General features: G+C 62.1%; 11 protein-coding genes. 9 read left to right on the forward strand and 2 right to left on the reverse strand.

Annotated features, from left to right (window positions below):
• The first annotated feature begins 35 nt into the window (after positions 1 to 35).
• From GBB14_RS04805 to GBB14_RS10740, 4 genes are read left to right on the forward strand one after another with little or no spacing between them, the layout of a single operon-like run.
• Positions 36 to 1,490, forward strand: a complete 1,455-nt coding sequence (locus GBB14_RS04805) for a hypothetical protein (protein WP_151530163.1) — start codon at positions 36 to 38, stop codon at positions 1,488 to 1,490.
• A complete protein-coding gene (locus tag GBB14_RS04810; RefSeq protein WP_151530162.1) occupies positions 1,490 to 2,506 on the forward strand; it encodes a glutamate ABC transporter substrate-binding protein in 1,017 nt (338 codons plus the stop codon). The genes GBB14_RS04805 and GBB14_RS04810 overlap by 1 nt, the downstream gene beginning before the upstream one ends.
• A complete protein-coding gene (locus GBB14_RS04815; protein ID WP_151530161.1) occupies positions 2,506 to 4,839 on the forward strand; it encodes a serine/threonine protein kinase in 2,334 nt (777 codons plus the stop codon). Before GBB14_RS04810 ends, GBB14_RS04815 begins: the two co-directional genes overlap by 1 nt.
• A gap of 44 nt (positions 4,840 to 4,883) precedes the next feature.
• Positions 4,884 to 5,006, forward strand: a complete 123-nt coding sequence (locus GBB14_RS10740; protein WP_255443829.1) for a hypothetical protein — start codon at positions 4,884 to 4,886, stop codon at positions 5,004 to 5,006.
• Between the two features lie 95 nt (positions 5,007 to 5,101).
• Here the strand turns inward: GBB14_RS10740 and GBB14_RS04820 are convergent, their stop codons facing one another.
• Positions 5,102 to 6,304 (reverse strand): acetate kinase, encoded by a 1,203-nt coding sequence (locus tag GBB14_RS04820; RefSeq protein ID WP_151530160.1) that lies wholly within the window; start codon positions 6,302 to 6,304, stop codon positions 5,102 to 5,104.
• A 2-nt stretch (positions 6,305 to 6,306) separates the two neighbouring features.
• Positions 6,307 to 7,662 carry a phosphate acetyltransferase gene (gene pta, locus GBB14_RS04825; RefSeq protein WP_370451592.1) on the reverse strand — a complete coding sequence of 452 codons (1,356 nt, stop codon included), beginning with the start codon at positions 7,660 to 7,662 and terminating at the stop codon, positions 6,307 to 6,309.
• 350 nt (positions 7,663 to 8,012) lie between these two features.
• Between pta and GBB14_RS04830 the strand changes: the two genes are divergently transcribed.
• The 5 genes from GBB14_RS04830 (at position 8,013) to GBB14_RS04850 (ending at position 14,735) form a co-directional block, all read left to right on the forward strand.
• Positions 8,013 to 9,380, forward strand: a complete 1,368-nt coding sequence (locus GBB14_RS04830; RefSeq protein WP_151530158.1) for an FAD-dependent oxidoreductase — start codon at positions 8,013 to 8,015, stop codon at positions 9,378 to 9,380.
• A gap of 200 nt (positions 9,381 to 9,580) precedes the next feature.
• The gene (locus GBB14_RS04835) at positions 9,581 to 11,950 is read left to right on the forward strand and encodes a glycogen/starch/alpha-glucan phosphorylase (RefSeq protein ID WP_151530157.1); all 2,370 of its coding nucleotides are present in this window, start codon (positions 9,581 to 9,583) and stop codon (positions 11,948 to 11,950) included.
• 208 nt (positions 11,951 to 12,158) lie between these two features.
• Positions 12,159 to 13,247, forward strand: a complete 1,089-nt coding sequence (locus GBB14_RS04840) for a metal ABC transporter substrate-binding protein (RefSeq protein WP_151530156.1) — start codon at positions 12,159 to 12,161, stop codon at positions 13,245 to 13,247.
• The gene (locus GBB14_RS04845) at positions 13,244 to 13,900 is read left to right on the forward strand and encodes a metal ABC transporter ATP-binding protein (RefSeq protein ID WP_151530155.1); all 657 of its coding nucleotides are present in this window, start codon (positions 13,244 to 13,246) and stop codon (positions 13,898 to 13,900) included. The genes GBB14_RS04840 and GBB14_RS04845 overlap by 4 nt, the downstream gene beginning before the upstream one ends.
• Positions 13,890 to 14,735: a metal ABC transporter permease gene (locus GBB14_RS04850; RefSeq protein ID WP_151530154.1), complete on the forward strand. Its 846-nt coding sequence runs from the start codon at positions 13,890 to 13,892 to the stop codon at positions 14,733 to 14,735. The genes GBB14_RS04845 and GBB14_RS04850 overlap by 11 nt, the downstream gene beginning before the upstream one ends.
• The last annotated feature ends 1 nt before the right edge of the window (position 14,736 follow it).

Consider the following 14,736-nt stretch of genomic DNA (forward strand, 5'->3'; position numbering starts at 1 on the left):
GGGTATGGCGAGATATCCTCGCTAGACTTGTGGACATGACTCTTTCCGGTACGGGCCAGAAAGCCGGCCCCACGGGTGACAGCGTGGCAGAGGCTGTCACGGAGTTGAGGGCGGCGTCGACAAGCGAAGGCGATGCCTGGCTCGATCAGCCAGAACCCGCCGAACGGCGATTCGCCGACGTCACCCGCGAATTGGTGGATGTGCCCCTGCTGCACCTGCGGCGCTTTATTCGCTTCGTGGGCACCCCGCCTGGGCTTATGACACTGATGTGCGTCATCCTCAGCGTGGCGCTGCTGGCGGCGGGGCTGTCGATCGCACGCTCCTCCGAGGATCAAGAGCGCGATCTGAATCAGCTGCTCGACCATGTAGAGCCCATGAGCTATTCGGCGCTGAATCTCTATACCTCGCTCTCCATCGCCGATACCTCCGCCACCACCGGCTTTGTGGAAAATCGCGCCGGCTCGCCGCGGGTGCGGGAGCGCTACAATGATGCGATTTCGCGGGCCAGTATCGCCGCGGCGCAGACCATGGGGGAGGTCCGCGATAGCAATAGCGAGGAAATGCGGCTGCTGGCCTCCATCAATCAAAAACTGCCGGTCTACACCGGGCTGATCGAGACCGCCCGGGCGAACTACAACATGGGCAACCCGGTGGGCACGGCCTATCTGGCCGAGGCCTCGAGCCTCATGCGCAGCGAGATCCTGCCCAATGCCTCGCGGCTCTACGAGCTCACCTCGGCCACGGTAGCCGAGCAGCAGCAGGACCTCACCCGCCCCCAGTGGGTGCCGATCTCTGGGCTGGTGGCTGCGTTTGTGCTGCTGGTGCTGGCGCAGGCGTGGCTTTATAACCGGACCCGCCGCATCCTCAACCGAGGTTTCGCCGCCGCCACCGTAGTCATGCTCGCCGCACTGCTATGGGTGGGATCGGCCAATTGGGCCACGTGGAATGCCGGGCAGCAGGGCTTTAGTAAAGCGGCCGGGCCGATGAGTGAATTAACCAATGCGCGTATCGCCGCGCAGCAGGCCCGCACCAAAGAAACCTTGGCATTGGTGCGGCGCCAATCCGTGGCCGATAATGCCACTCTGTTCTATGCCAGCATGGACCGCATCGATAACGCGATCGACAGCTATCGCTCCTCTCCCCTGCTGGACTCCGCGCAAGATCAGATGGCCACCAACCGCGCCGAGCAGTCCGTGGAGCAGTGGCGGGTGTATCACGAGCGGCTGCGCGACGCCCAGTCCTCCGGCAACTATGACACCGCCCTCGATGTGACCCTCGGTAATCATCCCCGCTCTGCGGCCACTGCCTTCGATGAGCTCGATGCGAACCTCTCCACGCTCATCAGCGATGCCCGCGCCACCATGCGCGACTATATTGCCGATGGCCTGCGCGCCACCCGCCTGCTCGCCATCATGGTGAGTATCTGCTCCGTGTTCTCTGTGGTACTGGTGTGGATAGGTATTCGCCCTCGACTCTTGGAGTTCCTCTGATGCGCCCGCCCACACCGCACCGCTGCCTTGTGGCACTAGGTCTTGCCCTGAGCACTGGGATCGCTGGGTGCTCCGAGGTGGAACCCGAGCGCGACCCAGCCCCCACGTGGGTGCAGGAGCTAGCGCATCAACAGCGCTCCTTTCCCGCCGGCGCGCAGTGGGAGAAGGCAGGTAGCCAGCCGCCGGTGCAGGTGGACGAGTCCGAGAACTCTGCCTCCCTGCGCCCCGATAAGCGAACCCCCGAGGAGCGTATTCCGGACATTGTGCAGCGCGGCTACCTGATCGTGGGCGTGGACCAATCCCAGAATCTGCTCTCCTACCGCGATCCCGCCACAGGTGAACTCTCCGGCTTCGAGATCGAGCTCGCGCGGGAAATCGCCCGAGATATCTTCGACGACCCCGATGCCGTAGATTTTCGCTTCATCGACGCCTCTGACCGGGTCTCGGCGCTGGATAGCGGCACCGTGGACATGGTGATCCGTACCATGACGATCACCCCCGAACGCCAGGGGCAGGTGGAGTTCTCGGCGCCCTATTTCACCTCCCAAACCCGGGTGCTGGCGCACAAGGGCTCCGGCACCACTGGGGTGAACTCACTCCACGGACGCAGCGTCTGCGTGGTGGATCAGTCCACGGCGCTGCAGCATACCCGCACCTATGCGCCCAATGCTGATATTCTGCGCGTGCGGAACTGGGCGGATTGCCTCGTGGCCCTACAACAGGACCAGGTGGATGCCGTGGTGGGTGATGATTCGATTCTCGCCGGCATCGCCGCCCAAGACCCCACCACGGAGATCGTGGGCCGGCCCATTGATAAGGAAAGCTATGGGGTGGGTATCCCGCCGGCTGAGAGGGGCCACGACACCACGGGGCTGGTGCGGCAAGTCAATTCCACAATCGAGCGCATTATCAGCGATGGCACGTGGCAAGACATGTATGCGCAGACCCTCGGCCCCTACCAAACCTCGGTGTCTCCACCCAAGCCCCACTATGTGGATGAGGAGGGAGAACACTGATGAGCGATGAGGAACATCCCGTCATGGGCACCGAGGCCGTGCCCTTTGACCCCTTCGCGGAGGATGGCGACGAGGAGCAGGAGCTCGATTCCGATAGCTCCATCCAGGCGCTGCTCGCGGACCTCGGAGCGCTGCGCGATGGGCCGAATCAGCCCACCGCCCCCACCAAGGTGCAGGACGATCCCTCCGAGCGCAGTCGCCGCGAGGCGCTGTCCACCTTCCGCGAGCGGCGCACGCATACCCGCGTGGGCCGGCTGGTGGCCGAGGGCATGGTGCAGCTTCCCTTCGTGCCCCTGCACGATCCCGAACGGGCCCTCATTGACCCCAGCGAGGACATCGCCGCCGGCACCGAGCCTCCCGCGCTCAGCCCCGGCGATGTGGTGGCCAACCAGTACACTGTGCTGGGCGTGATCGCCCACGGCGGCATGGGCTGGGTGTATCTCGCCGAGGACAGCAACGTCTCGGGCCGCTGGGTGGTGCTCAAGGGCATGATGGCGGAGACCTCACACCCCTCCCAAGGCGTGGCCGAGGCCGAGCGTGAATTCCTTGCGGATATCACCCACCCGGCGATCGTGAAGATCTTCAATTTCATTGACGATCCCCGGGTGGATGGCGGCTTCATCGTGATGGAGTTCGTGGGCGGGCCCTCGCTGCGGGACCGGGCGAAGCGCTCCGGCGGCACCATCGATATCGACGTGGCCATCGGCTATATCCTCGAAGTGCTGCCGGCGCTGGCCTATCTGCACTCCCGCGGCGTGGTGTACAACGATCTCAAGCCGGACAACATTATCGTCACCGAGGACCAAGTCAAGCTCATTGATCTCGGCGCGGTCTCCGGCATCGGGGCCTTCGGCTATATCTATGGCACCAAGGGCTTCCAGGCCCCCGAGGTCGCCACCGAGGGGCCATCGGTGGCCTCGGACATCTACACCATCGGGCGCACCCTCGCCGCGCTCACACTGCCTCTGCCAATGAGCGAGGGCGTGTACGAGCCAGGGATCCCCTCCCCTACCTCTGAGCCCTTGCTGCGCCGCTACTTGAGCTTCTACCGTCTGCTGCTGCGCTGCACCCACGAGGACCCTGCCCAGCGCTTCACGGATGTGTCCCAGTTGGAAATCCAGCTCTTTGGTGTGCTGCGGGAAATCCTCGCCATTCGCGATGACATCCAATACCCCTCGCACCATTCGGCCTTTTCACCACAGCGTACAACCTTCGGCACCAAGCACCTAGTGTTCCAAACCGATCAGCTCATTGATGGCGTGGACCGTACAGTGCGCATCACCCCAGACGAAGTGATCTCGGCGCTACCGGTGCCGCTGATTGATAGCTCCGATCCTGGGGCCGCCCTGCTCTCGGGTAGCTCCTATTCCGAGCCCACAGAGACCCTGGAGACCCTGCACCAAGCCATGCAGTCCAGCGAGTATGAACACTCCACCGAGATCCCCCTCGGCGTGGTGCGCGCGCTTTTGGACTTGGGTTTCCGGGACGAGGCGAAATCCTGGCTGGAGTCGCTGGAAGAACGACTCGGCAACGATTGGCGCCACCAGTGGTTTTCTGGGGTGACCACCATGCTCACCGGGGATCTCTTGGCCGCCCAACGGCATTTCAATCAGGTGCTGCACATCCTGCCCGGGGAGCCGGCGCCGAAGCTGGCGCTGGCGGCGGTCAATGACATGCTGCTGCAGGAAAGCTCCCACGACCATGTGGCCCTGCTCGGCGACACCGCGCTGAAGGCCGCGCTCCTCGGTCCCGATGCGGCGGAGGTGACACCGGAGCAGATGAGCTCCATCAGCGATGACTGGAACTATGTCACGAGCGTGCCGGCGAAGCTGCGCTTTCACACTATTCAGCTCTATCAGCTGGTGTGGGCCACCAACCCCACCACGGTGAGTTCGGCCTTCGGCCTGGCCAGGCAGCTCTATGCCGAGGGCCAGACCAACTTGGCGGTGGCGGCGCTCGATCGGGTACCGCAGGCCTCACGGCATCAGCGTATGGCGCAGCTGAGCACCATCATGATGCTCATTTCTGGGGAGTCCACCGAATCCGCCATCCGCCGCGCCGCCCGCCGCTTGGAACAGATCCCCACCAACGAGCCCCGTTACCTACAGCTCCAGGCCGCAGTCACGGCCGCCGGGCTCTACTGGCTGCGCAGCAATGACCTCAGTGAGGCATGCTCGCCCAATGAGCTTTTCGACGACCCCTTCACCCAAACCGGTCTGCGCTACGGCCTTGCTCGCTGGCTCCGTGGCCTGGCCCGCAGCGCCCACCACACCCTGCACCGCTACGAGCTCATCGACATGGCCAACAAAGTGCGCCCCACCACTTGGCTCTAGGCACACCGTGGTGGTCTACTACGCGGTTCTTGTGGGCAGTGCGTATGGCAGTGAGATATTCTGCACTGTGGGCGGTGGTCTGCTCCGTGTGGTTTATCGTGGTCACTGATCTCTTCAACATGGTGGGAGTACTGGGCATCATGCTTGCCCTCTCCTGCACGTTCTGAGCCAATGGACTATTCACGCTACACACCACGGAGCACAGCTAAATACACGACTGTGGCGGCACCCTTTCGGTACCGCCACAGTGCTTTTCTTTGTGCTAGCTGTTCTGCGCCAATTGATCTGCGTAGCGGGCGATGGCGAGTTCCTCGTTAGTGGGAACCACAAAAACCTTCACCTGAGAATCATCGGCAGAGATCTCACGCGGGCCGTCATTCGGCAGCTCATTGCGCTCGGGATCGATCTTGATGCCGAACCACTCAAGGTTCTCCAGCGCATCGGCGCGGACGAATTTGTCGTTTTCTCCCACACCGGCAGTGAAGGTAATGGCGTCCACGCGGCCCAAGGCCACCATGTAGGAGCCGATATAGCGGCGCAGCTGGTGGATGTAGATGTTGTAGGCCAGCCAGGCGTCATCATCGCCTTCTTCGATGCGCTCGCGCAGCACGCGGAAATCATTTACCCCGGCGATGCCCTTCACACCGGACTTGCGGTTGAGCAGCTCATCGATCTCATCGATGCTCATATTCGCCTGGCGGGCCAGGTGGAAGACGATGCCGGGATCAATATCGCCGGAGCGGGTACCCATCACCAGACCGGCCAGCGGGGTCAGCCCCATGGAGGTGTCGATGGCCAGCCCGCCACGAATAGCCGCACAGGAGGCACCATTGCCCAGGTGCAGGGTGATCTGATTGACCATATCGGCGGGCTTATCGAGCAACGCCGGCACATGCTGCGACACGTATTCGTGACTGGTGCCGTGGAAGCCATAGCGGCGCACCCCGTACTCGCCAGCCACCTCGTTGTTGATGGCATAGAGGGCAGCTGCGGGCGGCAGCGAATGGAAGAAACCGGTGTCGAACACGCCCACGTGCGGGATGTCCGGCAGCAGCGACTGCGCCACCTCGATGCCGTCGATATTGGCCGGGTTATGCAGCGGAGCGAGCGGGATGAGATCGCGCACCATGTTGATGACCTCATCGGTGAGGATCACCGGCTGGGAGAACACCAGCCCGCCGTGTACCACGCGGTGCCCCACCGCGGAGATGTCCACATCTTCGATGCCGCACCCATGCTCGCGCATGAGGTCAAAGGCCAGCTTCAGCCCCACCGAGTGATCGGGAATCGGTGCCTCCACCACGTGCTTGTTCCCCTGATGTTTGAGGGTGACGCGGCCGGAGTCCTCCCCGATCTGCTCCACCAGCCCAGAGGCAAAAGGCTCATCCTGGGCGTGGGAGGCGGGATCCACCAGCTGGAACTTGATGGAGGAGGAGCCAGAGTTAAGAACGAGAGAGTAGCTCATAGTTAGCGGTGTCCTCCGGTCTGGATGGCGGTAATGGCCACGGTATTGACGATATCGGGCACCGTCGCGCCGCGGGAAAGATCATTGACGGGCGCGTTCAGCCCCTGGAGCACCGGCCCCACGGCCAGGGCGCCAGCGGTGCGTTGGATAGCCTTGTAGCTGATATTGCCCGCCTCAAGATCAGGGAATATCAACACATTCGCCGCGCCGGCCACCGGGGAATCTGGGGCCTTCTTGGCAGCGACGGAGGCGGTAACGGCGGCGTCGAACTGCAGCGGACCATCGATGCGCAGCTCTGGGTCGATACCCCGGGCGGCCTCCACGGCAGCAACGGCGCGATCTACATCGGGGCCGGCGCCGGAGGAGCCGGTGGAATAGGACAGCACGGCCACCTTGGGATCGAGGCCGAACTGGCGGGCGGTGCGAGCAGAAATCGCGGCGATCTCACCCAGCTGCTCGGCGGTGGGGTTCAGGTTCACCGCGCAATCGCCCACCGCCCAGATCCGTCCGGGCAGCACCATGAAAAACACGGAGGACACCACGGAGGCATCTGGGGTGGTTTTAATGATCTGCAGGGCGGGGCGGATGGTCTCGGCAGTGGTGTGGGCCGCCCCCGAGACCATGCCATCGGCGTCGCCGCAGTGCACCATCATGGTGGCGAAATAGGAGACGTCCTTCATCTGCTCGCGGGCCCGCTCGATAGTTACGCCCTTCTTTTCCCGCAGCCGTGCGAACTCGGCGGCATAGTCCTCGGCGCGGGAGGTGGTGAGAGGATTCACCAGCTCGGCACGGGAGAGATCCAGTCCTGCCGCGGCGGCGCGGGAAGAAATATCTTCCGGATCGCCCAGAATGGTCAGCTCGCACACCTCGGCGGCGAGCAGCTGCGCGGCGGCCTGCAACACGCGATCATCATCGCCCTCGGGCAGCACGATCCGCGCGCCGATGGCGCGGGCCTGCTGCAGCAGGGAGTGCTCGAAGAGCTCGGGGCTCATCACCGGCTCCGTGGCAACCAACTCCTCCTTATTAATAGAGGCCTCCTCGCCCGGCGCGAACACCGCGGCGGCAGGCGCGTGATGGTCGGCTGCTTTCTGGGTGGCCAGCTCGATGGTGGCGGCGGAGGCGTCGGCGAGCAACACCAGCGGTACGCCGAGGCCGGCGGCGGCGCGGGCATCAAAATCGAGATCGCCGGTGCCGCACAGCAGGGCGTCCTCGGGATAGCTGCTACCGAGCACGGTGGACAGCTGCGGGGCGCCGTCGATAAGCGATTGGGGCTTAAGGTTGAGATGCTGGGCAAGAAGAGTGGGATCATAGGTGGCGAGATTGACACCAAGAGCACTCAACAGTACGGCGGTCATAATCGAACCTTTCCTTCTGGCACATCGCTACTGATTCGTTGTATGTGATTCACCGCATAAGTGTAGCGGTAACGTAGTACATCTATCGATATGGCCACTAAACCTTACTGGGACACAGAATACCGGTGCGCGCTGGACATATCAGCCGAGTAGGCACACCTACCCACACTATATTTGTGGCAAAACACACACCTCGGGAGAGTGAGGCTTGCCTGACACGCCCCGACGCAGGCCACTGGCAGTTTGTGTTTGCCCAGCGTAAGGTAAATTCGGATTAGCGTCGCCGCCGCATCATCCTCCTGCGCCGGCGACGCTGCAGATAATGCCCCCAACCAGCACAAGTGAAGGATACGATGTCTCGCCCGATTCGCGTCGCCGTAGTTGGCGCCGGCCCCGCCGGCATTTACGCCTCTGACCTGCTCATGAAGTCCGGTCACGAGGTCTCCATCGACCTCTTCGAGCGGATGCCCGCCCCCTTCGGCCTGATCCGCTATGGCGTGGCTCCAGACCATCCCCGTATTAAGGGCATCGTCCAATCGCTGCACCGCGTGCTGGATAAGCCGCAGCTGCGCCTGCTCGGCAATATCGAGGTGGGCAGCACCATCACCGTCGATGAGCTCCGCGATTTCTATGACGCCATCATTTTCTCCACCGGCGCTACCGGCGACCGCGCCCTCGAGGTGCCCGGGGCGGATCTGCCCGAGGCCTATGGCGCCGGCGAGTTCGTGGGCTTTTATGACGGCAACCCGGACTTCGAGCGCAATTGGAACCTCGACGCCGAGCAGGTAGCCGTGATCGGTGTGGGCAATGTGGCCCTCGATATCGCCCGCATCTTGGCAAAGACCGGCGATGAGCTGCACGTGACCGAGATTCCAGACAATGTCTATGACAACCTCAAGGCCAACCGGGCTCGCGAGGTGCACATTTTTGGCCGTCGCGGCCCCGCCCAGGCCAAGTTCACCCCGCTGGAGCTGAAGGAGCTGGATCACTCCCCCACCATCGAGGTCGTGGTGAACCCGGAGGATATTGACTACGACGAAGCCTCCATCGATGCCCGCCGCACCTCCAAGTCGCAGGATCTCGTGTGCTCCACCTTGGAGCAATACGCCATCCGTGATCCCCAAGATGCGCCACACAAGCTCTACATCCACTTCTTCGAGTCCCCCGTAGAAATCCTCGGCGAGGATGGGCACGTGAGCGGCCTCAAGACCGAGCGCATGCAGCTCGACGGCAATGGTGGGGTCACCGGCACCGGCGAGTACACCGTGTGGCCGGCCCAGGCCGTGTACCACGCCATCGGCTATCGCTCCGATGAGGTGAAGGATGTGCCCTTCGACTCCCAGCGCGCGGTGATCCCCAACGATGGCGGCCACGTACTGGACTCCGAGACCGGCGAGCCCCTGCCGAAGCTGTACACCACCGGCTGGATCAAGCGCGGTCCCGTGGGGCTGATCGGCAATACCAAGTCCGACGCCAAGGAAACTACCGCTATGCTGCTTAAGGACTATGAGGCCGGCACCCTCGAGGCCCCCGCCCACCCGGACGAGAATGCCATTATTGAGCTGCTCGAGGAGCGCAAGGTGCCCTATACCACCTGGGCGGGCTGGCATAACCTTGATGCCGCCGAGCGCGCTGCCGGTGAGGCCGAGGGCCGCGAACGCAAGAAGATTGTGGAGTGGGATGACATGGTGCGCCATGCCCACCCCGAATACGAAATCTAGTCATAAGCCACGACCGGATTCACGCCCGTCGCCGCCCATACGGGGCCGCGGCGGGCGCTGCTTTCGTGTATGCGGCGTCGCAGGTTGTGAGCTGGGTAATATCCATGTGCCTGCGGCTCGGGACAACTCTACAAGTTGCTGGCTCTCAGCTAAGGTGGTCTGCGTTGATTTACCCATAGTGTGAGAGAAGGTTTATAGAGATGACGCAGACATTCCACGAGGCAGCCGGCGGGCATATCCGCTCGGTATCTGGCCGCACCCCCACGGATTCCACCACCATGGAGTTCTGGCAGGGGCTGTCCGCCACGGCAATGGACGCCCTGGCCGAAAACTGGGCGGCCACCACCGAGCTGTATAAGAAGGGCCGCCGGCAGCACTACCTGTCTGCCGAGTTCCTCATGGGCCGCGCCCTGCTGAATAACCTGCTTAACCTGGGGTTGTTCGATGAGGCCGCCGCCACCGCCAAGAACTATGGCTTGAACCTCTCTGAGGTGCTGGAAGAGGAGCCGGACGCCGCACTGGGCAATGGCGGCTTGGGGCGTCTTGCCGCATGTTTCTTGGATTCCTGCGCCACCCAAGACCTGCCCGTGGTGGGCTATGGCATCCTCTACCGCTATGGCTTGTTCAAGCAGGAGTTCGATAATGGATTCCAGACCGAGCACCCCGATTCCTGGATGGAGGAGCGCTACCCCTTCATCATTCGCCGCATCCACGAACAGCGCATCATTAGCTACAACGACATGCAGGTACGGGCCGTGCCCTATGACATGCCGATCACCGGCTATGGCACCGACAATGTGGGCACCCTGCGGCTGTGGAAAGCCGAGCCGATGCAGGAGTTCGACTACGATGCCTTCAACTCCCAGCGCTTCACCGACGCCATCGTGGGCCGCGAAGCCGTGATGGACATCTCGCGCGTGCTCTACCCCAACGACACCACCTTCGAGGGCAAGGTGCTGCGCGTGCGCCAACAGTACTTCTTTGTCTCCGCCTCCCTGCAGGAGATCGTGGAGAACCACCTGGCCCAACACGGCGATCTTTCCACCTTCGCTAAGTACAACTCGGTGCAGCTCAATGACACCCACCCGGTGCTCGGCATCCCGGAGCTCATGCGCCTGCTCATGGACGTGCACGGCATGGGCTGGGAGAAGGCCTGGGATATCGTGTCCGAGACTTTCGCCTACACCAACCACACGGTGCTGGCCGAAGCCCTGGAGACGTGGGAGTGCTCGATCTTTGATCGTCTCTTCCCGCGCATCATGGAGATCGTGCGCGAGATCGATCGCCGCTTCCGCATCGACATGGCGGAGCGCGGTCTGCCCCAGGACACCATCGACTACATGGCGCCGGTATCCAATAACTCGGTGCACATGGCGTGGATCGCCTGCTATGCCGCCTACTCCATCAACGGCGTGGCCGCACTGCACACCGAGATCATCAAGCGCGAAACCCTGGGCGAGTGGCACGACATCTGGCCGGAGAAGTTCAACAATAAGACCAATGGTGTCACCCCGCGCCGCTGGCTCAACCAGTGCAACCCGCGCCTGGCGGAGCTGCTCACCGAGGTCACCGGCTCTGATGAGTGGGTGCGACAGCTGGATGTTCTCGCCGACTATCGCGAGAAGGGCACCCCGGAGATCTACCAGCGCCTGAGTGAGATCAAGCACGCCAACAAGGTGGAGTTTGCGGAGTGGATCCGCAACCGCAGCGGCATGGAGATCGACCCGGACGCCATTTTCGATGTGCAGATCAAGCGCCTCCACGAGTACAAGCGCCAGCTGCTCAATATCTTCTATGTGCTGGATCTGTACTTCCGCATCAAGGACAACCCAGCGCTGGAGGTGCCGAAGCGCGTCTTCATCTTCGGTGCGAAGGCCGCCCCTGGCTATGTTCGCGCCAAGGCCATCATCAAGCTCATCAACGAGGTGGGCCGTATGGTGAACAATGATCCCGCGGTGAATGACACCATCAAGGTGGTGTTCGTGGAGAACTACAACGTCTCCCCCGCCGAGAAGATCATTCCTGCCGCCGATGTGTCCGAGCAGATCTCCACCGCCGGTAAGGAGGCCTCGGGTACCTCCAACATGAAGTTCATGATGAACGGCGCGCTCACCTTGGGCACCCTCGACGGCGCCAATGTGGAGATCCTCGACTCGGTGGGTGATGAGAATGCCTATATCTTTGGCGCAACGGAAGAGGAGCTTCCCGAACTACGCAAGAGCTATGACCCGCGGCACGAGTATGAAACTGTTCCTGGGCTGAAGCGGGTACTCGATGCGCTTGTCGACGGCACTCTGGACGATTCCGGCTCCGGCTGGTTCCACGATCTCCACTGGTCCCTGTTGAACTCCAACAACTGGGAACCGGCGGATGTCTACTACCTGCTGGGCGATTTCGCCGATTACCGCGCCACCCGCGACCGCATGGCCGCCGACTATGCCGATCAGCAGGCGTGGTCCGAGAAGGCATGGATCAACATCACCTCCTCCGGCCGTTTCTCCTCTGACCGCACCATTCGCGACTACGCAGAAGAGGTATGGAAGATCGAGCCGCAGCCGCTCGACTCCTAATACACTCACCGCGTGTGACCCCGTTCCTCCACTCGGAGGGACGGGGTTTTTCCACGTGAGCAAACACACCTGCACACAAATATTCAACGCATTGAACTTAGGCTATCAATATGCAAAACTTTAAAGGTCGATGATAGATCCGCCTTGTTGTCTCTCAGGGCGACATCGGCACGAATTTGACTGATTTCTTCCACTCGATGGGACAACAATGAACATCTACTCTAGGCGCGTACTCGCAGCTGTGGCCTCCACTGCCCTTCTTGGCAGCGGCCTGGCCGCCTGCAGCTCCGACTCTGAATCTTCAGATGACGACATCAAGGTGGTGGCCTCCACCACCCAAATTTGTGACTACGTGAAACAGCTCGATCTCGCCCAGGTGGATCTCACCTGCCTGCTGGCACCCAATGCCACCGCACATCAGTTGGAGATGACCCACGAGCAGCTCGTCAAGACCTCCGAGGCCGATCTGGTCATGGTCAACGGTGTTGACCTCGAGCACTTCCTTGATTCGGCCTTCGATTCCAGCGGGTTCTCCGGAACCATGCTGGTTACCACCGGTGTGCTCACCGCCAGCGATGTGGATGAGGCACCCACCGACAAGAAGTCGGAGCTGGAGAAGTCTGAAAGCGGCCGTTATGACATTGACCGCGGCATTGCTCAAGTGGACGTCGCCCCATGGCCCTTCGCCCCAGATCCCGGCGAGGTGGCAGATTTCACCTACGATCCACACGTGTGGACCTCACCAAAGAACGCCCAGATTCAGGTGGAAAACATCGGCTACGCTCTCGAAAAAGAAGCTGATGAGCGCGGCAACACTGAGCTGAAGGACGAAATCCACCAGAAGGTGGAGGACTACACCGCCAAGCTCAAGCAGCTGGATCAGTGGACCCGCGAGTCCATCAGCACCGTACACAACCCAGTGCTCTTCACCAGCCACGATGCCTTTGGCTACTTCTCCAAGGAGTACGGCGTGGACTTCATTGGCGCCGCGCTGAGCGACTTCTCCGATCAGCAAGACGCCACTGCCAGCCACATCAACGAAGCCGCAGAGACGGTGAGGGAGTCGGGCGCCACCGTACTGTTCGCGGAGAACTCCAATAACTCTAAGTCCATCGAGGCTGTCGCCAAGGCCGCTGGCGTGAAGGCGGTGGTGGGCGATGACGCCCTCTATGGCGATTCGCTCGGCCCGGCTGGCACTGAGGGCGAGACCTACATCGGCTCCATCAAACACAACGTGAACACCGTGGTGAATGCATGGGATGGTCAGGTCGCCGAGCTACCGGAGCAGCTGCGATGATAGTGTCGCTTCGCGACGCCTCCTTCAGCTATGGCGGCCCTACCGTTGTCGATTCTGTCACCGCCCATGTCAACACCGGCGAGGGCTTGGCGCTTATCGGCCCCAATGGCTGCGGTAAAACCACGGTACTGCGCGGTATCGTGGGCACTGCTCGGCTGTGCTCTGGCGAGGTAGAGGTACACGCCCCCCGCATCTCCTATGTGCCACAGGTGGCTGATATTGATCGCACCTTCCCCGTCACTGCTTTCGACGTAGTGGCCATGGGAGTGCTCGCCCAGCTGCGCTTCTTCCAGCCTCTGGGTAAACATAAGCGCCGGGTGCGGGAGGCTTTAGAGAAGGTGGGCCTCGGCGACCGCGCCGGCTCCCACTTCGGCAGCCTCTCGGGAGGCCAGCAACAGCGCGTGCTTCTCGCACGGGCCATCGTGACCCAACCCGATCTGGTGCTACTCGATGAGCCCTTCAATGGCCTTGATACGGCCAATCGTGAGATCCTGTTGGATCTGCTCAACGATCTCAAGAGCAAGGGAACGGCCCTGATCGCCTCCACCCATGACTATGAACTGGCGGAGGGGGCGTGCGATAGCGTTCTGGCGCTGTTGAATCCCCCGCAGTTCGGACCGGTGAGTGAGGTGGTTGCGGCCTATGTGGACTGAGCTGGCTCACCAAGTGGGCATGACCCCTTTCATGTTCCGCCCCCTCATTTTGTTGCTCGCCCTCGGCGTAGTGAGTGGCGTGCTGGGGGTTATTGTGAACCTCCGCAGCCTCGAGTTCAATGCCGAGGCCAGCGTGCACGCCATCTTCCCCGGAGTGGTGGCTGGGGCGGTGTTTGGTGGGATCGATATGATCATGCCCGCCGCCTCGGCCGTGGCGGTGGTGGTAGCCATTGTGCTCGCCCTTGTGTCCCGCGCCCAGGTCGGGGAATCCGGAGTGGCCATTGTGCTTACCGGTTTCTTTTCGCTCGGCGTGATCATCTCCCTCTACAAGGGAGATCGCTCTGGGCAGTTAGAGGCACTGATGTTCGGCCGTCTCCTCGAAATCACCGATAGTCGGCTCACCACGGCGCTCGCAGTATTCGCTGTGGCCCTCGTGTTGCTGATTGCCACCTGGTCCACCCAGGTATTTACCGCCTTTGACCGCGATGGCGCCCAAGCCGCTGGGGTGAATCTGTTAATCGTGGACCTCACGATCAACGCTGCAATCGCTGCCGTGGTAGTGGCCTCCGCCGCCGCCATCGGCGTGCTGCTGGTGATCGGCTTCATCATCGTTCCCGGCGCCGCAGCGCGGCTGGTGGTGCACCGCGTCCAGCACATGATTCCCCTTGCCATCGGCATCTCGGTGGTCTCCGGCGTCGTCGGGTTGAGCCTGGTTCCGCTAGGACCAATCTCGCCCCAGGCAGTCGTAGCACTGTCTGTGGTGGCGATGTACTTTGTGTTTCTGCTCATTCGTTTGCTGCAGGATCGTCGCAGCCGCACCGCGACAAGGAGGTGAG

It is taken from the genome of Corynebacterium sp. 51B (assembly GCF_008930785.1).
Taxonomy (GTDB): Bacteria; Actinomycetota; Actinomycetes; order Mycobacteriales; family Mycobacteriaceae; genus Corynebacterium; species Corynebacterium megadyptis.

Bases quoted from the DNA above. Each gene is read 5' to 3' on its own strand.
- GBB14_RS04805 (WP_151530163.1), top strand. From the start codon at position 36: ATGACTCTTTCCGGTACGGGCCAGAAAGCCGGCCCCACGGGTGACAGC.
- GBB14_RS04810 (WP_151530162.1), top strand. From the start codon at position 1,490: ATGCGCCCGCCCACACCGCACCGCTGCCTTGTGGCACTAGGTCTTGCC.
- GBB14_RS04815 (WP_151530161.1), top strand. From the start codon at position 2,506: ATGAGCGATGAGGAACATCCCGTCATGGGCACCGAGGCCGTGCCCTTT.
- GBB14_RS10740 (WP_255443829.1), top strand. From the start codon at position 4,884: ATGGCAGTGAGATATTCTGCACTGTGGGCGGTGGTCTGCTCCGTGTGG.
- GBB14_RS04820 (WP_151530160.1), bottom strand. From the start codon at position 6,304: ATGAGCTACTCTCTCGTTCTTAACTCTGGCTCCTCCTCCATCAAGTTC.
- GBB14_RS04830 (WP_151530158.1), top strand. From the start codon at position 8,013: ATGTCTCGCCCGATTCGCGTCGCCGTAGTTGGCGCCGGCCCCGCCGGC.
- GBB14_RS04835 (WP_151530157.1), top strand. From the start codon at position 9,581: ATGACGCAGACATTCCACGAGGCAGCCGGCGGGCATATCCGCTCGGTA.
- GBB14_RS04840 (WP_151530156.1), top strand. From the start codon at position 12,159: ATGAACATCTACTCTAGGCGCGTACTCGCAGCTGTGGCCTCCACTGCC.
- GBB14_RS04845 (WP_151530155.1), top strand. From the start codon at position 13,244: ATGATAGTGTCGCTTCGCGACGCCTCCTTCAGCTATGGCGGCCCTACC.
- GBB14_RS04850 (WP_151530154.1), top strand. From the start codon at position 13,890: ATGTGGACTGAGCTGGCTCACCAAGTGGGCATGACCCCTTTCATGTTC.